Raw genomic sequence first — 21662 nt, forward strand, 5'->3', positions numbered from 1 at the left:
GGGCGCGATATCGCGAGCGCCCGGTCGTCTCGGCGTGGTCGCAGACCCTGGCATGTGCAGAAGCTTCTTGTACGGGAACCGGGAGCTCTCTTGGTCGGCCAGATGCTCATGGAAGCAGCCTGGTCCGCGGCGGGAAGGCGAGGAGCTGTAGCCGCCGATGAACGATCAGGAGAAGTCTGACTCCGCCATAGTAGCTATGAAGTCGCCGAACAATGCCGGAGGTGCGGTGGCGGAGGCGATGGAGCGAAGGGCGGGGACCAAGGGAAACGCGAGACAGCAAAGCACACTCCGGACACGGGGCCGGGATCGTGTGATCCAGGAGCTTGATCGCGTACGGCAAGCCGCAAGGCAGAGGAAGAAGGAGCGGTTCACCGCGCTTCTCCACCATATCAACACAGACACGCTCCGTATGGCTTTCTACGCGCTCAAGCGCAAAGCAGCCCCCGGCGTGGATGGTGTGACATGGCAGGACTTCGAGACAGATCTGGAGCCTCGGCTTGCGGATCTGCACCGGCGGGTCCACGGAGGAGCGTACCGTCCCCAGCCGTCACGTCGGACGTACATCCCGAAGACTGACGGCCGGGAGAGAGCGTTGGCGATCGCTGCCTTGGAGGACAAAATCGTCCAGGGCGCGACCGTCATGGTGCTCAACGCCATCTACGAAGGCGACTTCGTCGGCTTCTCATACGGGTTTCGACCCGGTAGAGGCCCACATGATGGGTTGGACGCCCTGGCGGTAGCGATCACCACGCGGAAGGTGAACTGGATACTTGACGCCGACGTGCAAAACTTTTTCGGAAGTGTGAACCAAGACTGGCTGGTCCAGTTTCTGGAACACCGCATCGGCGACAAGCGCATCATCCGCCTGATCCGTAAATGGCTGAAGGCGGGCATTCTCGAAGACGGGGTCGTAACTGTGGACGACAGGGGCACGGGGCAGGGATCGGTGATTTCGCCGCTGCTCGCCAATGCTTACCTGCACTACACGTTTGATCTCTGGGCCGAACGCTGGCGACGGCAAGAGGCCCACGGCGACATGATTATCGTGCGCTATGCCGATGATCTCGTGGTTGGCTTCGAGCATGAGGACGACGCTCGCCGTTTCCTTGATGCGATGCGTGAACGGTTTGAAGCATTCGCGTTGACGCTCCATCCAGACAAGACCCGCCTGATTGAGTTCGGTCGCCGTGCGGCGGCCAATCGCAAAGGGCGCGGCCTTGGCAAACCGGAGACCTTCATGTTTCTGGGCTTCATCCACATCTGCGGTAAGTCACGCCGGGGGAACTTCCTGCTCGAAAGGAAGACCCGTCGCGACCGTCTGCGGAAGAAGCTTCAGGACATCAAGGAAGAGCTGCGACGACGGATGCACCAACCGATCCGTGCCCAGGGTGCATGGCTGAGACAGGTCGTCACCGGCCACTTCGCATACTATGGGGTTCCTACAAATGGGCGGGCGCTCTCAGCGTTCCGCTACTGTGTGACCGATCTTTGGCGTCGAACGCTTCGGCGGCGAAGTCAACGAGGCGGCTTCACGTGGGACCGTATGACGAGGTTGGCGGACGAATGGCTCCCACAACCCCGCATCCTCCATCCCTGGCCACAGCAACGCTTCGCGGTCACATACCCAAGGTAAGAGCCGGATGCCTTAATTGGGCTCGTCCGGATCCGCGCGGGGGGCGCTCAGCAATGAGCGTCCCTACCGCGAACATCTTCCTGAAGGTTCTGAATCCATGGGCGACCATGATTCGGGATCTGATGATTGGTGGCGCGTCAGTTGAAGATACGCTGACGCTGTGGGCTTCGGCGTTGCGAGATATCAAGCAACGCATCCGTCCGCTGTTTACGCAGGAGCGTGTCGCGGCCGCGGCGGGGCAGTTTCTCGACGGACTGTTGGGCAACGAGCCGCGCAAGACAGGTTGGATGCGGGCGGAAGCGGCCGGCGATCCAGGCCCGTGGCGCCAGCAAGCGATCCTGGGTCGGGGGCAGTGGGACGCCGATGCGCTGCGCGATATTGTCCGTGAATACGTGCTGGAAACGCTGCCCGATGAGGACGCGGTTCTGGTCATCGATGAGACCGGCTTTTTGAAACGGGGCAAAGCGTTATGCGAGCTTGCGCGCCAGTACACTGGCTCGGCGGGCAAGATCACCAGTCCAGGGCTATTGGCATGAGAGTGCGATCTCCGTTTATCCCGGAGTTGCCAATTGGATGATTGTTACGCAGCGCAGGAGGCAGAGCCGCTGAGACGACGGTTTGCAGACTCTGATACGCGGGTTGGATACCGCATTTCCGTTTGTTCGTCCGGGGTTGCCTCGATCTGCCAGCGGGCATCGACAATGTCGGCCACACAATTGGTGCGAGAGTTCCCCAACCGGGGCTCTGCCCCCAGCGATGCGCAACAATGATGTCGCTCCTGAGAGTTCTCCTGTGTTGAGGTGGAAGGAAGCGTTGGCTAATTCGGTAAGCGATCAGGTTGCGCTGTGCGGCTCCACCTTTCGGCCGATAGCCCAGAGGAAGGCGGCCAGTTCTCGGGCGATGGCCACGGTGACGACTGCCTGGCGTTTGCCACGTGCCATCAGCTTGCGATAGCGAGCACAGAGTCTGACTTGGGCTTTCCAGGCGATGTCGCACACCGCTTTCGTCAGGCCGGCCTGCCGCTCCTGCAGCAGGCGGCTTATCCGGGCGGGAAAACGGTAAGTCCAGGCGCCCTCAATGAGCACGCGGCGCGCCCGGCCATTACCAGCTTTGGTGATGCCGCCGCGCCGGATGCGTTCCCCCGTGGAGTTTTCGCAAGGCACCAGGCCGAGATACGCCATCAATTGGCGCGGGCTGTCGAAGCGGCGCACGTCGCCGATTTCGGTGACGAAGGTGATCGCGGTCAGGAAGGCGACGCCGCGTAGCGCCTGGTAGGCTGCGATCACTGGAGCCATGGACCATGAGCTCACCGCCTCGGCAACTTGTTCGTCCAGGCGCTTGAGCCTGATCTCGGCGGCCTCGATCGCTTGGCGATACTCGGCCAGCACGAGATACTGCGCCGGATGCTCGAAGCGTTGCTCGCACAGCCATCGTGTATGCGCCTTGGTCCACGCTTGACGGCCGGTGAAGACCCGGCCGTGACGTAGCAGGAAGGACTGCAAGTGCTGACGGGCCCGCCGCAGATCTTCCATCGCGGCTTCTCGGGCACGCACCAGTTCTCGCACCGCCTCGTGCTCCGGATCCGGTACCCAGACCGCGGTCAGCTCTCCCGCACGATGCAGCTTGGCCAGGGTCAGCGCATCACGGCGGTTGGTCTTGACCCGTTCTCCAGGCCGCTTTGGAATCAGTGATGGTGCAACCACGATGCAGTCGTAGCCAAGCCGTGTGATCTGACGATGGAGACCGTAGCCGGTCGGACCGGCTTCGTAGCAAAAGGCGAGGTCCCGGTGCCTTTTGGCGAGCTTCGTAACCAGTCGCTCCACCGCATCAGGCGCGCTATCGATCTCTCCGATGAAGCGCACGTCGCCATCGCGTCCCGCCTCGGCCACGGCTACCGAGATCTGTAGCTTCGACGTATCCAGTCCCACGTAGATTTTGCTATCCTGCCGCACGGCTCGTCCTCCTATGCGAGAGGCTCGGTGCCGGCCCACCCGGCGCAACCCTCGCTCATCGCATACTGCGGACGAGCCACCTCTCTGACAACGAACATACGGTCTGCCAGATCGGAGTGTTCGCCGCCTACGTGTCGCGGCATGGCCATGCCTTCATCGACCGGGCACTCTACCTGCCAAAGGACTGGACGGACGACCCCGCTCGCCTGAAGGCTGCGCATGTCCCGAGCGATGCGGGCTTTGCGACAAAGCCCAAGATCGCGCGTCACATGATCGCTGGCGCGATCGCCGCACAGGTGCCGTTCGCGTTCGTGGCCGCGGACAGCGTGTATGGCACCGGTGAGATCGAAACCCTGCTGCGCAAGGAGGGCAAGGGCTATGTTCTGGGTGTTGCGTCCAATCATGTGTTCCGTTCCTGGGGCAAGCCGCAGCCTGTCGCCGGCACCGCCTCCGCGATTGCGCAGAGCCTTCCCAAGAAGGCCTGGCGCCGCCTGGCGTCCGGCGAGGGGATCAAAGGGCCGCGCTGGCACGACTGGGCCTATCTCGAGCTGGCCGATCTCGACGCCGGTGAATACAACGACGACCTTGCCGGGGAATGGACGCGGGGTCTTCTGATCCGCCGCAACATCGCCGACGGCAGCTTGGCCTTCTTCTCCACATGGTGCCCCAAAGGCACGTCCATGCAGAAGCTGGTGTCGGTGGAAGGCCATCGCTGGGCCATCGAGGACAGCTTCGAAACCGCCAAGAACGAGCTCGGCCTTGATCACAACGAAACCCGCTCCTGGCATGGCTGGCATCGCCATGTCGCACTCGTCATGCTTGCCTTCGCCATGATGGCCGTCATCCGTCATCGGGCCAACACCGGGTCGTTGCTTAAAAAAACACGACCGCGGCCTCGACCGAAGCATCGTTCTTGATCCGCTGGTCGATCCAGGAAATCCGGCGCCTCGCCATGAAGCTTGCCCAGCGGCGCATCCCGCACGCCCATATCCTCGCATGGTCGTCTTGGCGTAGGGCCCACCAGGCCAACGCGCGCAAAGCCCATCTCAGGAAAAAATTGTTCGCGGTAGGGACGCTCATTGCTGAGCGCCCCCCGCGCGGATCCGGACGAGCCCAATTAAGGCATCCGGCTCTTACCTTGGGTATGTGACCGCGAAGCGTTGCTGTGGCCAGGGATGGAGGATGCGGGGTTGTGGGAGCCATTCGTCCGCCAACCTCGTCATACGGTCCCACGTGAAGCCGCCTCGTTGACTTCGCCGCCGAAGCGTTCGACGCCAAAGATCGGTCACACAGTAGCGGAACGCTGAGAGCGCCCGCCCATTTGTAGGAACCCCATAGTATGCGAAGTGGCCGGTGACGACCTGTCTCAGCCATGCACCCTGGGCACGGATCGGTTGGTGCATCCGTCGTCGCAGCTCTTCCTTGATGTCCTGAAGCTTCTTCCGCAGACGGTCGCGACGGGTCTTCCTTTCGAGCAGGAAGTTCCCCCGGCGTGACTTACCGCAGATGTGGATGAAGCCCAGAAACATGAAGGTCTCCGGTTTGCCAAGGCCGCGCCCTTTGCGATTGGCCGCCGCACGGCGACCGAACTCAATCAGGCGGGTCTTGTCTGGATGGAGCGTCAACGCGAATGCTTCAAACCGTTCACGCATCGCATCAAGGAAACGGCGAGCGTCGTCCTCATGCTCGAAGCCAACCACGAGATCATCGGCATAGCGCACGATAATCATGTCGCCGTGGGCCTCTTGCCGTCGCCAGCGTTCGGCCCAGAGATCAAACGTGTAGTGCAGGTAAGCATTGGCGAGCAGCGGCGAAATCACCGATCCCTGCCCCGTGCCCCTGTCGTCCACAGTTACGACCCCGTCTTCGAGAATGCCCGCCTTCAGCCATTTACGGATCAGGCGGATGATGCGCTTGTCGCCGATGCGGTGTTCCAGAAACTGGACCAGCCAGTCTTGGTTCACACTTCCGAAAAAGTTTTGCACGTCGGCGTCAAGTATCCAGTTCACCTTCCGCGTGGTGATCGCTACCGCCAGGGCGTCCAACCCATCATGTGGGCCTCTACCGGGTCGAAACCCGTATGAGAAGCCGACGAAGTCGCCTTCGTAGATGGCGTTGAGCACCATGACGGTCGCGCCCTGGACGATTTTGTCCTCCAAGGCAGCGATCGCCAACGCTCTCTCCCGGCCGTCAGTCTTCGGGATGTACGTCCGACGTGACGGCTGGGGACGGTACGCTCCTCCGTGGACCCGCCGGTGCAGATCCGCAAGCCGAGGCTCCAGATCTGTCTCGAAGTCCTGCCATGTCACACCATCCACGCCGGGGGCTGCTTTGCGCTTGAGCGCGTAGAAAGCCATACGGAGCGTGTCTGTGTTGATATGGTGGAGAAGCGCGGTGAACCGCTCCTTCTTCCTCTGCCTTGCGGCTTGCCGTACGCGATCAAGCTCCTGGATCACACGATCCCGGCCCCGTGTCCGGAGTGTGCTTTGCTGTCTCGCGTTTCCCTTGGTCCCCGCCCTTCGCTCCATCGCCTCCGCCACCGCACCTCCGGCATTGTTCGGCGACTTCATAGCTACTATGGCGGAGTCAGACTTCTCCTGATCGTTCATCGGCGGCTACAGCTCCTCGCCTTCCCGCCGCGGACCAGGCTGCTTCCATGAGCATCTGGCCGACCAAGAGAGCTCCCGGTTCCCGTACAAGAAGCTTCTGCACATGCCAGGGTCTGCGACCACGCCGAGACGACCGGGCGCTCGCGATATCGCGCCCCTTCGTGTTGCCTTCCGCTCAGTTGACAGCGTCGGCTCTCGGGAAAACATTCTTTCGCGGCTCGATGGCTGGCCTATGCGCTCCCCTGCCGACGCTTCGCCGACATCCTCGCGGACGCCTGCGCACGGCTCGGGGCCGATGTGGGTCGCTACTCCTTCATCGCAGTGGACTTCCACCACTTACTCCTTGCCGGTCTCCCGGCGCACCAACTGTAATGCTAGTGCTCTGGGCACGGAAGAGGAGATCGGCGAGGGGAAGATTGTAGATCGCTTCGGCTTCGGAGCGGGCCCACTGGTGACGAGCTGCCCCCGTCGGGGCGGCATCATCTTGAGACGCTTGGTCAATCACGCTCATAACGACTCTTCTTCTTGGCCATTGATCACAAAAACGAAGCCTCGGGACCCCTCCGCCGGAACTCGCAGGGCGGCAGCACCGATGGGTTTCCCGGCGTCACGTGGTCGAATGAGGCGGCTGGCCAATCTTTTCGGACTGGCTGGAGGCAGCAACCTTTGCACCTCAGTCGGAGGTATGCAAAGTTAGCAAATCGGTCGTGGCAGGAGGACAAAAGAAGTGCTTATTGTTGCTGTAGCTGTCGCAATTTTTGTAAACTTTGCAAAGTGACAAAACATCACAAGATCTTTGCCGGTGACCGGCTGCGTCGGCTGCGTGAGCAGCGCGGGACGACGCAGGCAGAACTCGCAGACGCGCTTGGCATTTCGGCGGGCTACCTGAGCCAAATGGAGGGGGATCAGAGGCCAATCACACGTAAGCTGCTCATGCGGCTCAGCCGGCTACTCGGCATTGGAATGAATTATTTCGCAGCCGATGACGACTTGCGTCTTGCAAGCGAACTCCGTGAAACCGCCAGCGATCCGCTGTTCGGGTCGGCCATCTCGGCCGACGAGGCGAGCGCGGCCGTCCGGGTCGCACCTGAGATCGCGCAGCGCTTTCTCCATCTCTATCGCGGTTATTTTGCGCTCGAAGAAGAGCATCGTTCCTTGCAAACGCGCGTAGCGCGGAATGATGTGGGAGCCGCGAGTCGCTTTCCTTACGATGAGGTCCGAGATTGGGTGCAATCGAAGCGAAACTATTTCGATGCGCTTGACCGCGCAGCCGAAAGACTCGCTGAAGCAAGACATTTCCATCCTGAGAACCGTAGCGAGGATTTTATCAAGTATCTGCGCGACGCGTATGGGATCCGAACGGAGCATGCTCCGCAGGATCTTGGCAAGGGGATGATCTGGCGGCTTGATAGCAACGCCAAGAAGCTCTTTCTATACGAAGATGCCCCCATAGAAAGTCGGCTGTTCTGGATCGCTCACGTCATCGGTCTCCTGGAACAGCGAGACAGCATCGAACACCAAATCAAGCAGGCACGATTGAGTAACGAGGAAGCTGCATCGCTGGCACGCGTCGCCCTGGCCAACTACTTTGCGGGAGCTCTGGTCATGCCGTACGAGGCGTTCCTCGCCACCGCGCGCGAAATTCGGTACGATATCGAACGCCTTCAGCGACGCTTCGGCACGAGCTTCGAACAGGTCTGCCACCGGTTAAGCACACTTCAACGTCGGAACTCTCCGGGAATTCCGTTCTATTTTTTGAAAATCGACATCGCCGGAAACGTCCTGAAACGCAGCAGTGCCACCCGTTTCCAGTTCGCTCGCTTCGGAGGTCCCTGCCCTCTCTGGAACGTGCACCAATCGTTTTCGCATCCCGGCCAGATCCTGGTCCAGTTGGCCGCCACGCCGGATGGAACTAGATATCTCTCCGTAGCTCGAACCGTGAGTCTCTCGGCGAGCTCTTATCTTAGCCGGCCGCGCGCAGTTGCGGTCGGACTAGGATGCGAAATTGCCTATGCAAACGAGACGGTCTACTCCTTGGGGCTGGATTTGGATGACCTCGACGCGACTGACCCTATTGGCCCAGGATGCAGAGCTTGCGAACGGAAAGATTGTCGTCACCGAGCGCTACCGCCAATCGGACACCCGCTTGACGTGGGCACAATCGAAAGGGGAGTCGTCCCGTATCATATCAACACTAAAGCTCTGCGTAGCGGTGGCATCAGGTGAGAAGCAGGCCACCGCATCAAGCTTAGTATAGCAGCTTTCGGTCAGACAGACTGGCACGATGCAAATCTGCCGCCGGCGCGAGCCTTCACTCAAGGAACCGCCAACTGTTAGGCTGAGAATCGACACGCGGCTACAGATAGCAACCTGGCGTTCCACTACCTGGAATTACATTGCGCTTAGGCCTCCATCAACGCTGTAGACACCGCCGTTGCAGAAGGACGCAGCATCAGACGCCAGAAAGGCAACTAGCTCCGCAACTTCCGCCGGCGTACCGTATCGGCGAGCAGGTATTGCAGCCGCCGTTTTATCGTGCGCCGCCTTGGCATCGCTGCTTTGACCAGCGTTTATCGCCGCCATCATGGGGCTATCAATCGGGCCAGGATTCACGCTGTTGACGCGAACGCCCTTTGGTGCCGCCTCGGCTGCCGCCGTCCTAGTTAAACCGATGACCGCATGCTTGGAGGTCGCGTAGGCGGAAAGCCTCGGGATGCCCTTAAGTCCGGCTATGCTCGATGTATTGATGATGCTGCCGGCTCCCTGCCTGTACATGACCGGCAACACGTACTTCAGACCGAGAAACACTCCAAACACATTCACATCGACAACTTTGCGGAAGGCCTCAAGGGACAATTCCTGTAAGGGAGAGACTGGCCCTTGAATCCCAGCGTTATTGAAGAAAATATCGATGCGGCCAAACTTAGCGACGGCTGACGCTACGTAGGCGGCGACCGCAGCCTCTTCAGCGACATTCGCCTCAATCGTAAGGATTTGCGCACTGTCCGGAAGAATAGAAGAGTGGCTAGTAAAATCCGTTCCCGGGATATCAACTGCGACAATCGCAGCCCCCCGCTGGGCGAGCAGGATAGTTGCCGCTTTTCCGAGCGCGCCCGCGGCACCTGTGACGAGAGCTACTTTTCCGCCGAGGCTGGTGTTATTTTGCATATATTCGAGTTTCCGAGGTTGATCTTCGAAATGCCGCAGCGATCGATTCTCGTTGCGGACGACCGTGTTGGCGTTCGCCAGACGAACAAGATCGTGGTCGCATTCCGCGAGAAGATTGAGTCCTCGCGGGTGAAAATATATCCCGCTCACTTGTCACTCACGAACGTGCTCTCATTGCCGCGCTTCATAACTCATGCTTTCCCTCGATGACCTCTAGGCCGCGGATTGCGAAGCGGCGTGCCAGAGGAGCGAGCTCTGCCGCATTTGTACTCGCGGCATTGCCCTGACGAGCGCGGTCTGCAATACCGACGAAGATGACTGCGAAGCGAAAGAGCGCAAAGGCTTTGTGGAATGGCTGCAGCGGCGCGCAGGCAGTATTGATCTTCATGTATCGTGCTACAAACTCCTGCTCCGAAGGCAAACCAAGTGCGGCGCGATCGAGACCAAGAATACCGCCATATTCATTCGGGGAGGTGTGCCAGGGAATGGCACAGAAGCCGAGATCAGCCAGCGGGTGTCCTAGGGTTGAGAGCTCCCAATCGAGGATTCCGACCACACGCGGCTCGGTAGGATGGAAAATAACGTTGCCCATGCGGTAATCACCATGTGCGAGGCTCACCGTGCCATCGTTTAGCGGCATGTTAGAGGGCAGCCATTCTGATAGCCGATCAACCTCAGGAATCGGGTCGCTGGACGAAGAGAGCCATTGTTTCGTCCAGCGACCGATTTGCCGCTCGAAGTAGTTGCCTGGTCTGCCGTAGTCGGCGAGGCCGATCTCGTCTGGACGCACGGTATGCATTGCGGCCAAGGCTTCGGCGAGGGCCATCCAAAGTTCACGCCGCTCCGTGCACGAACTCGTCGGCAAAGAGCAGTCAGTAAAGACACGGCCGTCGACCCGCTCCATCAGATAGAAAGGCGTACCGAGGAGGCCTGGATCGGAATGGAATAGGACCGGGCGCGCGACCGGCACGCCCGTTGGATAAAGCGCCTCGAGTACGCGAAACTCTCGGTCCACGGCATGGGCGCCGGGCAAAATCGGACCGTTGGGCTGCTTGCGCAGGACCATGCGCTGCACGCCATGCTCTACAAAGTAGCTCGGGTTAGATTGCCCACCAGAGATGCGTTGCAGCGCGAAACTGTCACTGCGCCCGAACTTAGCGTCGAGGAAATCGTGCAATACGATAGGGTCAAAGTCGATAGTCGTGGTCATAGCGGCTTTTTCCGGTAATGGAGGCAGGCTCGCTCGGCGCACTTGCGTGGCGTGCCAGGGTGGTCCTGGGCAATGCTGCTGCTATCCCAAGCCGCACAGCCTACTTTCCAGAAGGAGCGTCCGCTCCGACAATGCGCAGCGAAAGCCCAACGTTCAGGCCCATCTGCCTAGAGCGACGAGACAAGGTGGCCGCCGTCGGCAATGATCTCTGTACCGGTCATGAAGCTGCCAGCATCAGAGGCTAGGAGTAGAAGCGGACCATCAAGGTCCGACATTCGACCGAGGCGACGCTGTGGGACACGCTTGATCAGCGCCTGACCGGCGCTCGAGGCAAAGAATTCGCGATTTAGATCGGTCTCGATGTATCCCGGACATAGTGCATTCACCCGGATATTGTGGCGCGCCCATTCAAGCGCGAGCGCGCGGCTGAGCTGGATAACGCCGGCCTTTGCCGCCGCGTAGGCTGCAATATTACCCGCCACTCGCAGCCCCAAGATAGAAGCTACCTTGATGATACTACCAGCACGCTTCTCTTCGACCATCCGCCATGCTGCTGCCTGCGCGACGCGAAACACTCCCGACAAGTCAGTGCCAATTACGCGATCCCAGTCCGCGATCTGAGTCTTGAGCGCTGGACCGTCGTGGGTAATACCGGCGTTGTTGACGACGATATCGAAGCTTCGCTGGGCAAAAGCTGCCTTCACTGACGTGTCATTCTGGACATCGAGTGCTACCGCCGATGCACGTCCGCCGATGGCGACGATATGCGCCAACGCCTCTTCCAGAGCATCAAGGCGTCGCGCAGCCAAAACGATTTCCGCGCCCACCTGGGCGAGAACGGTCGCGAACTGGCGACCAAGACCGCCAGATGCCCCGGTCACAAGAGCACGCTTATTAGCAAGGTCCTCAAACACACGTACCCCCATGACGGCAGGCGCAACCCGCGATCATCCAGACCGCGCGCCCTCTTGTGAAAAATCGGGCCGCTTCGGCGGATTTGACCGCGTCAGGTGAGCGCTTCGACCTATGATGCATCTCAAGCAACCACAGCCAAGGCGCGCTGCTCTTCAATGCCCAGCGATAGAGCCAGAGGATCTCTTGTCTGGCGCTTCATGAACTCGCATTTGGATGTCAGTCCGCGCCAGCCGCGAGCGATCAAAATCTGCGCGACCGCTCCGCCGAGCGTCGTGCCCGGGCCAAGAATGATGACGACGTCCGGCGCGTATTCCCGAATGCCGGTCGTAAGGGCTGCCGTGAAGTCGTAGGCCTCGGTGACCTGATGTCCGAGGGTGTAGTCCCAGAGAGCGGCTCGCCCCCGGGAGCCGGGAAACCAGATTTCTCCGCGGCCATCGATCAATGGGCACTCAGGTTGCGCGAATAGGGACATTGGAAGCGTTGCTCTTGCGCGTGTCGATACTGGCTCCTGAAGTCGTGTATGAAAAGCCGCGTGGTTCGTCAGCCTCATCGGGAAGCGACCGCCGACGGGCGCCATCCGGCGCTCTGCCTCTTTGAGACTCGCGTCCTCGCCGCCGAAAACGAGCATGCCCCCTAGATCGATCGATAGGTGCAGCCCCGGAATGGAATCTATCAGATCGAGCAGTTCCGCTCGCTTGCCCGGAATTTCCCGCCAATCGTCATCGACAAAGGGGTAGAGGGTCTGCCCGCCGATCAAGGCCTCCTGCATTAGCGTGCCCATGGTGTTGACCACTACGAAGCCACCTTGAGGCGTCAACGCGCCGGCGCAGGCCAGCGCGGTGTACCATCCCATGGAATTGCCCGTGACCGCGACGATGTCGAACGCCTCACGGTCGATCGCAAGGAAGTCCGAATAGGCGCAGGCGTAAATCAACGCGGACGCATTGTCCCCGCGTGTCAGTTTCGACGCCGAATATTTCTCGGCGCCGTCCATGGCTGAGATAGCTTCCTGGCCATGCTCGACGCGCTCGGCATCGAACTTCGCGATCAACGCGCTCCGTGCGCCGTGAAATCGCGTCAAATAGCCGAGTTCGGTCTGGTTATATGTTCCGCGGCCTGGAGCGACGACAAGGGCAGTCTTCTTGGCCATCTCAAGCGCCCACCGGTTCGGCGTCGACGCCGACGAGTCTAAGCGCGGCTGCGACAATGCCATCACGGCTCGGGAGCGTCGCCGCGTATGCAGGCCCAGTTGCGATAAAGCTGTCTTCGGCGGTGATCCGCGCAACTCTGGATGGCGAGCGCTCGGCGAATAGGGCCAGAAGAGCTTCGCTTTGCGAACCTGTCTGTCTGCATTCATCGACGATCAGCACGTGCTTACATGGTGCGGCTGCCCTCAAAATCGACTCGGCAGGCAGCGGCGCGAGCCATCGCATGTCAACCACACGCACGCGCAAACCATACTTCTCTGCAAGGATGCGTTGAGCCTGCAGAGAAAGAAAGCATCCATTGGCGTAGGAGACGATCGCAAGGTCCGTACCATCGCCTTGGACGCCGATTTCCCCAAGTGAAATCTTTGCCGTACCAGGCGGAGGATAAACGAAGCTCCAGCGGCGGTCGCCCTCTTTATGCAGGTCGCGGGTCATGTAGAGTGCAATCGGCTCGACGAAGACAACGATGCGTTGTTCCTCGCGCGCGAGCCGGACCGCCTCGCGAAGCATGAGCGCAGCGTCTCGACCATTGGAGGGGCAAGCCAGCACAACTCCGGGAATGTCGCGAAGAACCGCCAGCGAGTTGTCGTTATGAAAGTGCCCTCCGAAGCCACGTTGATAGCCTAGCCCTGCGATGCGGACGACCATAGGATTCGTGTATTGGCCGTTCGAGAAGAACGACAATGTCGCTGCTTCGCCGCGGATTTGGTCCTCGGCATTATGAAGATACGCCAGGAACTGGATTTCGGGAATTGGAATGAACCCATTATGTCCGAGCCCGACCGCCAATCCGAGAATAGCTTGCTCGTCGAGGAGTGTATCGATGACCCGATGGGCCCCGAACCTGTGTTGAAGGCGTTGAGTGACCCCGTATACGCCACCTTTGCGACCGACATCCTCGCCTGCGAGCACGACTTCCTCGTGCCCGAGCATCAAATCCGTCAAGGCAAGATTGATAAGTTTGGCCATATGGTGCGGCTCGGCCAAAGCCCGAATGTCGGCTGAGCCGAACACGGCTTCACGTTCTTCTGGCGTCGGGCCGTTCGTCTTCGAGCACTTACGCGCAGGCGGAATGATACTTGCCATGACTTCGCGCGCTGATCGAAGCTTCGGCCGTCCGATCGCATCCTCGGCTACACGTATTGTGCGCTCGCTCGTCTCATTGTAGATCGCCAGGACGTCTTCGACTGAACACACCCCCTCCGCTATCAGCCGGCCAGCCGTATAGAGAAGCGGATCGTGGGCTTCGATTGCCTCGATCTCGTCTTTTGACCGGTAGGCGCTCTCGACGTCGGGCCCAGCGTGTCCATACAGGCGGACGCACGACATATGCAGAAATGCCGGACGTCGACGGACGCGAACACATTCAGCAAGCTGTTGCGTAACCGCAAACGTGCCGACGACATCAAGACCATTGCACTGCTGATAACGCAGACCGGGCCGCCCCTTCACGCTGGCCTCGACCCATCCTATCGGAGTTTTCGTCGAAATTCCGATACCATTATCTTGGCACAGGAAGAGCAACGGCAACGGCGTCCTTTGATACGCCGTCCATCCAGCCGTATTGATCGCACCTTGCGCCGTGGAATGATTGAGGGACGCGTCACCGAACGAGCAGAGGACAATGGCATCATCTGGAAAAACGGCATGCTCGGGTCGAATCCGCCTCGAAAGGCCGATGGAAAACGCAGCTCCGACTGCCTTCGGTAGATGTGACGCGATCGTCGACGTCTGGGGAGGTATGTTGAGAGCCTTCGATCCCAATACCTTGTGACGTCCGCCCGAAATTGGATCTTCAGACGAACTCGTGAAGCTTAGCAGCATGTCCCACAGCGGCGTTTGACCCGGGACCTGAAAGGATCGAGCGATTTGGAATGCCGCATCACGGTAGTGCAAGAAAGCGGGGTCTGTGGGACGCAGCGCCGCAGCCACAGCGCCGTTACCCTCGTGTCCGGACGAGCCAATTGTGTAGAAACCTTGACCGCGCGCCTGCAGCTTCCGTGAGATGCGATCGAGATGTCGACTTACAGCTTGCGCCCGGAAAATCGAGACCAGGGACTCTCGGCTGAGTTTGGCATCAGCCAGGCTCGGAGAAGGAGTGGTTGCAGGAAATTGTCCGCCGATCACACGACGGAGGAAATTCTCATGCACCACATCCGCGCGATCCATCTCGCACCCCACTCCTCAGCTGAAGGCCTGCAGCCCGGTCTGCGCTCGACCGAGAATGAGCGCGTGGACATCGTGCGCCCCCTCATAGGTGTTGACCGTTTCCAGATTGATCATGTGTCTTATCACGTGGAATTCGCCGGAAATGCCGTTCCCGCCGTGCATGTCGCGCGACAGCCGCGCAATATCGAGCGCCTTGCCACAGTTGTTGCGTTTCACGATTGAGATCATCTCTGGCGCTGCGAGTCCTTCGTCCATCAGGCGACCGACTCGTAGTGCCGCATGGAGGCCGAGACCGATCTCGGTCTGCATATCTGCAAGCTTCTTCTGAAAAAGCTGCGTTCGGGCGAGAGGCCGGCCGAACTGCCTGCGATCGAGACCGTACTGTCGCGCGGCATGCCAGCAGAACTCTGCCGCCCCCATGGCTCCCCAAGCAATGCCGTAGCGAGCTCGATTCAGGCAACCGAACGGGCCCTTCAGACCTTCTACGTGCGGCAAGAGCGCGTCTTCGCCAACCTCGACGCCGTCCATTACGATCTCACCCGTGATCGATGCCCTGAGGCTTAGCTTATTCTTGATCTTTGGCGCCGAAAGCCCCGGCATACCCTTTTCAAGAACGAAGCCGCGAATCTTGCCGTTGTGGGCGTCAGACTTCGCCCATACGACGAACACGTCGGCGATCGGGCTGTTGGAGATCCATATCTTTGAGCCCGATAGCCGGAATCCATCGGCCGTTTTCTGCGCGCGCGTTTTCATACCACCCGGATCAGAACCGGCATCCGGTTCAGTCAAACCAAAGCAGCCTACCAATTCGCCGCAGGCAAGCTTCGGGAGATACTTTTGGCGTTGTTCATCCGAGCCATACGCATAAATCGGGTAGATGACGAGCGAAGACTGTACACTCATCATCGAGCGATACCCGCTGTCGACGCGCTCGATCTCACGGGCGATGAGACCGTAACTCACGTATGACGCCGCGGCGCCGCCATAGGCCTCAGGTAACGTAGCGCCAAGAAGACCGAGCTCACCAAGCTCCCTGAAGATCGCGGGATCCGTTTCAGCATTCTCGTAGGCATCGGCCACACGCGACTGCAACTTCTCCTGCGCATAGGCATGGGCAGCATCGCGGATCATGCGCTCTTCGTCAGAAAGCAATTGCTCAATCAGAAATGGATCATTCCACAAAAAAGAGGACAGGCTGGGCCTGTCCTTGGCGGCCAAGGTGCGTGCGGTCAACAATCCCTCCTGGTGGAAAATGGTCGGGCGCGCACCCGGAAAAATCGCGGTTGATCAGGGCGCGGCACGCTCGGCTTCTTGACGAATAGGAATGTATTTGAGAGGATATCAGCTGTAAAACGACATTTTCGAACGAAAACATGACATAGTGGAACGAATTTGTTAGCGCCCAGGCGACTTATTCCCTCGGTCAGCCTCCTCCTCGCTTTCGAGGGTGTTGCTCGGACCGGCACGATCGCTGCAACGGCCGAGGAGCTTTCACTCACGCAGAGCGCCGTCAGCAAGCAAATCCAAGCGCTTGAGGAGCAACTCGGCGTTCCTCTATTCGTTCGCGAGAAGAAGCGACTGAAGCTAACATACGCAGGCAGCGAATATGCCGGCGAGATCCGCGACGCGCTGAATAGGATTGCGCAAGCTTCGGTGAGCTTAAAGGCAACTCCCGGCGCGGGCACGCTCAAGCTCGCGATTCTGCCAACATTCGGCATGCGTTGGTTGGCCCCACGCCTTGGCGCGTTCGCAGCGCTTCATCCGGAGGTGACGGTACATTTGGCGACACGCATACAGTCCTTCGACTTTGCGACCGACAAATTTGATGCCGCTATCCATTTCGGAGAAGCCAATTGGCCCGGCGCGGACCACATGAAGTTGATGACCGAGACCGTTGTCCCCGTGTGCTCGCCGGATTTTCGACGCGAGCGCGCGGTACGAGATGCTCATGATCTGTTGAGGCAGCCTCTGTTACATCTGCAGTCGCGCCCTCACGCATGGGAGAACTGGTTCGAAGTCAACGGTGTTTCTGCGCCGGATTTGACGGGCATGGTCTTTGACCAGTTCGGTGCTATGGCGCAGGCAGCCATTCACGGCGTCGGGCTCGCGCTCATGCCTGAATTCTTGATCGCCTCCGAAATTCGTGAGGGACGCCTCGTTCGAGCCACAAGCGTTCCGATCAAATCGATAGGCGCGTACTATCTCGTTTGGCCCAAATTCAAGGCGCAGCATCCGCCAACCGTGAAATTCCGCGACTGGCTATCGAGCCTCGTCGGAGACCCGACTGCTTCTAGGGCGACTGACGCTATTCCTAAGTTTGAGGACAGGAAGTAAATTAGAGGATCAATGCCGCCGCGGTTCGCCTCTGTGGTTAGAAGCGGCGTTCCGAAGTCCACGAGCGCGCGATGATGTACGGTGAGTATTTCGCCCACTCTTCCGTCTTGTAGCGAGACTACAGGCAGCACTAGAGCGCCGCTCTCGAAGAATCCGACCATTTAGTTCGCCTTCACAGTGGCGTTCATTTTCGGACATTTGGCAGGCCCGGATGCATAAGGCGGAAGCGTCCCGGGCAGCGTGATCTTGACGGGCTCAGAATGAAGTTGCGAGCCGGAAGTGGACCCGGATGACCATCGGCGCCAACGAAGCGCATGAGAAACGGTATCGCCAACAGACGATGGTCAATAGCGGCCGCCCATATTATCGCTATCCGCAACGTGTTCCCGTCAGCTGCAATGCTCGCGTGAGCGGCACGATGCGCTCAGAATTCGCTATTACAGCGACAGCTGCCCGCTCCAACGATAGGTGTGTTCACCTTGCTCGAGGTGCAGCCGACGCAACTCGCAAGACTTGCCTCTGCCAACTGCGGCGCAATTGTGCGCCGTTCTCGTTTCTCAGGGATGCTCGTGCGCTGGCGTGCGATTGACGCGCGCCGTTCGGTCGAAGTGCGAGAGGCTGGACTATTGAAGGAAGGCGAGCAAATCAGTTTCGTCATTAGCCGCATGCACGAACGGGCGGCCTTTCGTCCCACCTGACGGCACCCTTGAGGATGCAGGGCATGCGGAGGACCTGGTATCGCGGCCGCGTGGCAACGCAGGCCGGCACAGACTTGTGGGAAGCTGCTGGGTGGCTAGGGTCCACCACCCTGATTTCAGGAGGAATTTGCTTGAAGTCGGCGCGGCATGCGGGTTTATGGGGGTCAATTCGCTGCGCATTCATTGCGCGGCCAGGAGAGCGAAACTATTGAGTTGTCTGTTAACAAGGAATTGAGGGCAACTGGGGTTGGTAAGGCGCGCTAAAGGACGACAGGATAAAGCGCAAAAACATCCCGAGCCGGTTGAGGATGAGGCGGAGCTTGTGGCCGACCGCGGATAGGATAATATTAGCCGCTTACCGGCGCCGCCTTTGAAATAGCACCGACCGAGCTGACCATCGGCCTTCAGGTGCCCGGCGATGGGTTCGATGCCGAGCGGCGGCGCAGCTCGCGCTTGATGACATCGAAGACGCCTCGCTTCAGACCAGAGATGAAGATTCGGGGGATTTTGTGCCGAAGCTCACACCTGTCGACATAGACCAGCTCGATCGCGCAGCCGGTGAGTGTCTCGGTACAGTCGATGACATCCCGCAAGGTGTGACCGTCGTACGGGTTATGAGGCAGCGCCCTAGACTAGCGTGCACGCGAACAGGCCATCTGCAGCCCTGCGGTTGTTAGTGACGATGGAGCTTTGAGACCGAACTTTTGCCCTTGCCGCCGCACTTCACCCCCGGGATGAGGAAGGAATAAAGCTTCCAGCTGCGTGGCGCCGCTGCTGCAGAGGATCTGCGAAGCCCGGCTGCGAGAGGGTGAAGGCGTTCTCGAGCGCAGCCTGAGTTCGATCTTGCGGGCGATATCGCGGATGATCGAGCCGCTGCACCAGCGCTCATCGACGATCAATCGTGGCGCCTAGTGTATCTCCAGCCAGATAAAATGGGCTGCGTGGCGTACCTTAACCTTTTCCTGGTTTGATCGGCGACATTGTAACGGTCTTGCCTTATCGTTTATTGTTACTTCTTGGGCTTTTTTGCTGCATTCCGGCGTCGGGAAGCAGAGCGATTTGTGTAGATCGGTTTCTTTCTTAGTCGGGCTTTCTTCCTAAAGGCCCCGGACATCCTATCTTATATTTGACCCACGAGCTCTGGTGCTGTTGACGGTGTGTATGGACGGCTGGAAGCTCCGTGAATGTCGAGCCGGTGGAGATCATCGACAGTTGTTTCTCGACTTCAACGCGGGGACGATAGGCAGAACACTGCTCCCGGAGCGAACCTCGGCGATGGGCGATTTGCTGTTGCGGGCCAATGTGACGAAGCGCCGGCGCAAATGGCTCCAGCAATGGACGAGCGTCCACCGCCCTTGCGGTCGAGCGACTTCGGTCAGCCGGTCATAACCGTCACAGGCCTCGCACTGCAGGAAGCGTCCGCACTATAGCCGTCCATGAATTGCTCGGCGAAGGCGCCGCTGCCGCCGCGGGGGCGGAACAGCACGATCGACGGACTTGGGCCGCTGGGCCGCGGCCATCGGAGACTATCATCCGGAAGTAGCCCGTTGTAGTTTGGCCACGCCCGGATGAGTACTGGCGCCGTGGTTTCGTCCATGAACAAACGATGCACCGTGCCCAGATGGCGCTGATTCCCAACGGGTAGATGGAAGCAGGCGCGGCCTGACCAGTTTCCCTGCATCGCCGAATCGAGCCAGATCCCTTCTCGCGGATAGATCTCAGCCTGACTGCAAAACGGCTATGGTAGCCGAACTTCGAGACCATCACGTGCGCAATGGCCCCGCTTCCATCGGCAGCCCGCCGGGCTCAGCATGCTCCTTCGCATGTGCCTGCACCAGCGACGGCAGACGTGCTTCGGCCAACACGGTGACCAGCACGAGCCACTGTGCCGGCATCACATCGAGGCGTTCGGTGACATTCTCGCCGAGCTATGGCGCGCAACAGCACGGACAGAGCGTGCTCGGAGGCTCAATGATCCGCTCCGCTCGCGGCAATTGGGCAGACAAGCAGCCTCGATGCGATGAACGGACTCGATGCGATCCGCCGCGCGATCGGCCCCGGACGCCGGCGCCGGGCCTCGGACGCGGCCAAAGTCATTTCCGCCTCGACCAAGAGAGCTTGCAAACGCTCGTTTTCTGGAGAGCCGCAAGGTCCACGCCCCAACTCGAACACACAAGCGCGGCAAGTCCACTCGCCGCGACGCTGATGAGTAACTCTGCCACAGTCACCCTGCAACCTTCGACGGCGCGTATGCTCAGGCCGGACGCGTCGCTAATCCAAGCCCTCAAACAACCAGCGAGATCCGCATGCCAGTGCGATCCACATCACGCCGTCGCAACTCTGAGGCTATGCAGACTTGGCGCACTCGAGCCACCTGTGCACCACCACCAATCCAGTGCGATCCCAGGTCAACATCTTTTATTCTGTGAGCCCGCCTTGATCGGAACACAGAGGGCCGCCCGGCTGAACCGGTCGACAACAAGCATCTCTTGCACCTTCGCAGCTCGTCCATCGTAGCCACGCAAAAGTCATCGGTCGCATCGCAATGTAACAGTTCGGCGGATGCAATCATCGTGATCCCGCACTTTTCCAGCTATGGCGCATGCTTGCCTGTCCAGCCCCGCTCAATTCGGCTTCTTAACGCGCTACTTAGCCGGCCGCACGCCTCTTATAGATCGCGGGAGAGCTGTTCGACGACCGGGGCTCCTTCTGGCGCCCGGCGGAAATGGCTTGCTTGCTCACAAAACCAACCTTTTACTGATGCTCCTTCTTAATCAGCGTCAAAGCGAAAACGGGCGTGGCCCGACTCGCTCACCACGCGGCCTGCCGTGGGCGAAGGAAAATGGGCTGGCAATAGTTTCGTCGACGTATCGATGCAGCGGGCAATCAGGTCTCGTAGCACCTGGATCCCCGCCTCGCGGTCAAGGGCATGAATAAAATCTGGGCGCGCGAGCTGGATCGGGTGATGGATGGCGTCGCCGGAGAAGATCGCATCCTGGGACCCAGATCGGAGGTAGAGCCCGCAGTGGTGTTTGGTGTGACCGTACAGAGGCATATAGCGAATCTCGTCTGGCATCTCGTTCTCGAAGCCGTGGGTATCTTCCACGAACGTCGCAAGGCCGTGCTCTACTACGGGCAAGACGCTTTCGGTCCAAGGCTGTTTCCTGCTCGGTTGCGTGCTGCCCGTTTCAATGGCGTTGCGCCAAAACTCGAATTCGCCTTTGCTGATCAGATATCTGGCGTTAGGGAATGTGGGCACCCATTTACCATTCTGCAGCCGCGTGTTCCAGCCGAAATGGTCGACATGCAGATGCGAACACATGACGTAGTCGACCTGTTCAGGAAGAACGCCTGCTCGCGCAAGGTTCTCGATGAAGGGGGTCCGCAATCGATGCCAGGGTGTGCCTGGAGCCTCCTTGTCATTGCCGCAGCATGTATCGAACAGGATGGTTTGGTGTCGCGTGCGTATCAGATACGCATGCGAAAGAAGTTTCAGTTTGCGCGTTTCCGGTTCCACGAGACGGGGCCCCAGCCAGTGCTCATGTTTCGCAACGTCTTCCGGCGTCACGCCAGGGAACAACCAGCCCGGATCGACGGCAAATTCGAACTCAGTGATGGAGTCGACGCGGATGTCTCCGAAGATTTGACTCTTCATGCCACAAGTGCCTTTCGCTCAGTAACGCTGGCCGGTCTCTACCATCAAGCTGGCTCAGAAGATAGCGACTGGAACGATCTCGCCGTTCCGAAATCCGAACCGCACAAGCGC

General features: G+C 59.6%; 14 protein-coding genes and 3 pseudogenes. 6 read left to right on the top strand and 11 right to left on the bottom strand.

Annotation, left to right across the window (positions count from 1 at the left end):
* Window positions 1–157: 157 nt before the first annotated feature.
* The gene (ltrA, locus tag ACRQ5Q_RS10075; protein ID WP_439397464.1) at window positions 158–1633 is read left to right on the top strand and encodes a group II intron reverse transcriptase/maturase; all 1476 of its coding nucleotides are present in this window, start codon (window positions 158–160) and stop codon (window positions 1631–1633) included.
* Between the two features lie 107 nt (window positions 1634–1740).
* Window positions 1741–2151 (top strand): annotated as a pseudogene (locus ACRQ5Q_RS10080) (transposase); the annotation flags it as partial.
* A 315-nt stretch (window positions 2152–2466) separates the two neighbouring features.
* Here ACRQ5Q_RS10080 and ACRQ5Q_RS10085 read toward each other — a convergent pair.
* Window positions 2467–3585, bottom strand: a complete 1119-nt coding sequence (locus ACRQ5Q_RS10085; RefSeq protein ID WP_439397466.1) for an IS110 family transposase — start codon at window positions 3583–3585, stop codon at window positions 2467–2469.
* A 98-nt stretch (window positions 3586–3683) separates the two neighbouring features.
* On the opposite strand from ACRQ5Q_RS10085, the pseudogene ACRQ5Q_RS10090 reads away from it, so the two are divergent.
* Window positions 3684–4502: pseudogene (locus ACRQ5Q_RS10090) on the top strand (IS701 family transposase); the annotation flags it as partial.
* 216 nt (window positions 4503–4718) lie between these two features.
* On the opposite strand, the gene ltrA (ACRQ5Q_RS10095) reads toward ACRQ5Q_RS10090, so the two are convergent.
* On the bottom strand, window positions 4719–6194 hold the full coding sequence (gene ltrA, locus ACRQ5Q_RS10095; protein WP_439397464.1) for a group II intron reverse transcriptase/maturase: 1476 nt from the start codon (window positions 6192–6194) through the stop codon (window positions 4719–4721).
* Between the two features lie 774 nt (window positions 6195–6968).
* Between ltrA (ACRQ5Q_RS10095) and ACRQ5Q_RS10100 the strand changes: the two genes are divergently transcribed.
* Window positions 6969–8420 (top strand): helix-turn-helix domain-containing protein, encoded by a 1452-nt coding sequence (locus tag ACRQ5Q_RS10100; protein ID WP_439397468.1) that lies wholly within the window; start codon window positions 6969–6971, stop codon window positions 8418–8420.
* Window positions 8421–8585: 165 nt separating this feature from the next.
* Here the strand turns inward: ACRQ5Q_RS10100 and ACRQ5Q_RS10105 are convergent, their stop codons facing one another.
* The 6 genes from ACRQ5Q_RS10105 to ACRQ5Q_RS10130 form a co-directional block, all read right to left on the bottom strand.
* The gene (locus ACRQ5Q_RS10105) at window positions 8586–9512 is read right to left on the bottom strand and encodes an SDR family NAD(P)-dependent oxidoreductase (protein ID WP_439397470.1); all 927 of its coding nucleotides are present in this window, start codon (window positions 9510–9512) and stop codon (window positions 8586–8588) included.
* Window positions 9513–9546: 34 nt separating this feature from the next.
* Window positions 9547–10572 carry a phosphotransferase family protein gene (locus tag ACRQ5Q_RS10110; RefSeq protein ID WP_439397472.1) on the bottom strand — a complete coding sequence of 342 codons (1026 nt, stop codon included), beginning with the start codon at window positions 10570–10572 and terminating at the stop codon, window positions 9547–9549.
* A 167-nt stretch (window positions 10573–10739) separates the two neighbouring features.
* On the bottom strand, window positions 10740–11486 hold the full coding sequence (locus ACRQ5Q_RS10115; protein ID WP_439397473.1) for an SDR family NAD(P)-dependent oxidoreductase: 747 nt from the start codon (window positions 11484–11486) through the stop codon (window positions 10740–10742).
* 122 nt (window positions 11487–11608) lie between these two features.
* Entirely contained in the window at window positions 11609–12637 is a 1029-nt protein-coding gene (locus ACRQ5Q_RS10120; RefSeq protein WP_439397475.1) for an ACP S-malonyltransferase, read from the bottom strand.
* A 1-nt stretch (window position 12638) separates the two neighbouring features.
* Complete coding sequence (locus ACRQ5Q_RS10125) at window positions 12639–14864, bottom strand: dehydrogenase E1 component subunit alpha/beta (RefSeq protein WP_439397477.1); 2226 nt, start codon at window positions 14862–14864, stop codon at window positions 12639–12641.
* Between the two features lie 15 nt (window positions 14865–14879).
* Window positions 14880–16097 carry an acyl-CoA dehydrogenase gene (locus ACRQ5Q_RS10130; RefSeq protein WP_439397479.1) on the bottom strand — a complete coding sequence of 406 codons (1218 nt, stop codon included), beginning with the start codon at window positions 16095–16097 and terminating at the stop codon, window positions 14880–14882.
* A gap of 159 nt (window positions 16098–16256) precedes the next feature.
* Between ACRQ5Q_RS10130 and ACRQ5Q_RS10135 the strand changes: the two genes are divergently transcribed.
* Window positions 16257–17198 carry a LysR family transcriptional regulator gene (locus ACRQ5Q_RS10135; RefSeq protein WP_439397480.1) on the top strand — a complete coding sequence of 314 codons (942 nt, stop codon included), beginning with the start codon at window positions 16257–16259 and terminating at the stop codon, window positions 17196–17198.
* Window positions 17199–17677: 479 nt separating this feature from the next.
* Window positions 17678–17896: a hypothetical protein gene (locus ACRQ5Q_RS10140; RefSeq protein WP_439397482.1), complete on the top strand. Its 219-nt coding sequence runs from the start codon at window positions 17678–17680 to the stop codon at window positions 17894–17896.
* A gap of 220 nt (window positions 17897–18116) precedes the next feature.
* On the opposite strand, the pseudogene ACRQ5Q_RS10145 reads toward ACRQ5Q_RS10140, so the two are convergent.
* From ACRQ5Q_RS10145 to ACRQ5Q_RS10155, 3 genes and pseudogenes are all read right to left on the bottom strand, one after another.
* A pseudogene (locus ACRQ5Q_RS10145) lies at window positions 18117–18768 on the bottom strand (IS5/IS1182 family transposase); the annotation flags it as partial.
* Window positions 18769–19098: 330 nt separating this feature from the next.
* The gene (locus tag ACRQ5Q_RS10150; protein WP_439399756.1) at window positions 19099–19308 is read right to left on the bottom strand and encodes an IS66 family transposase; all 210 of its coding nucleotides are present in this window, start codon (window positions 19306–19308) and stop codon (window positions 19099–19101) included.
* 1358 nt (window positions 19309–20666) lie between these two features.
* Window positions 20667–21551 (bottom strand): MBL fold metallo-hydrolase, encoded by an 885-nt coding sequence (locus tag ACRQ5Q_RS10155; protein WP_439397484.1) that lies wholly within the window; start codon window positions 21549–21551, stop codon window positions 20667–20669.
* Window positions 21552–21662 lie beyond the last annotated feature (111 nt).

It is taken from the genome of Bradyrhizobium sp. PMVTL-01 (assembly GCF_051861855.1).
Lineage (GTDB): Bacteria > Pseudomonadota > Alphaproteobacteria > Rhizobiales > Xanthobacteraceae > Bradyrhizobium.

Excerpts from the sequence above, each read along its gene's own strand:
- ACRQ5Q_RS10110 (WP_439397472.1), bottom strand. The coding sequence starts at position 10,572 with ATGACCACGACTATCGACTTTGACCCTATCGTATTGCACGATTTCCTC.
- ACRQ5Q_RS10120 (WP_439397475.1), bottom strand. The coding sequence starts at position 12,637 with ATGGCCAAGAAGACTGCCCTTGTCGTCGCTCCAGGCCGCGGAACATAT.
- ACRQ5Q_RS10125 (WP_439397477.1), bottom strand. The coding sequence starts at position 14,864 with ATGGATCGCGCGGATGTGGTGCATGAGAATTTCCTCCGTCGTGTGATC.
- ltrA (WP_439397464.1), bottom strand. The coding sequence starts at position 6,194 with ATGAACGATCAGGAGAAGTCTGACTCCGCCATAGTAGCTATGAAGTCG.
- ltrA (WP_439397464.1), top strand. The coding sequence starts at position 158 with ATGAACGATCAGGAGAAGTCTGACTCCGCCATAGTAGCTATGAAGTCG.
- ACRQ5Q_RS10155 (WP_439397484.1), bottom strand. The coding sequence starts at position 21,551 with ATGAAGAGTCAAATCTTCGGAGACATCCGCGTCGACTCCATCACTGAG.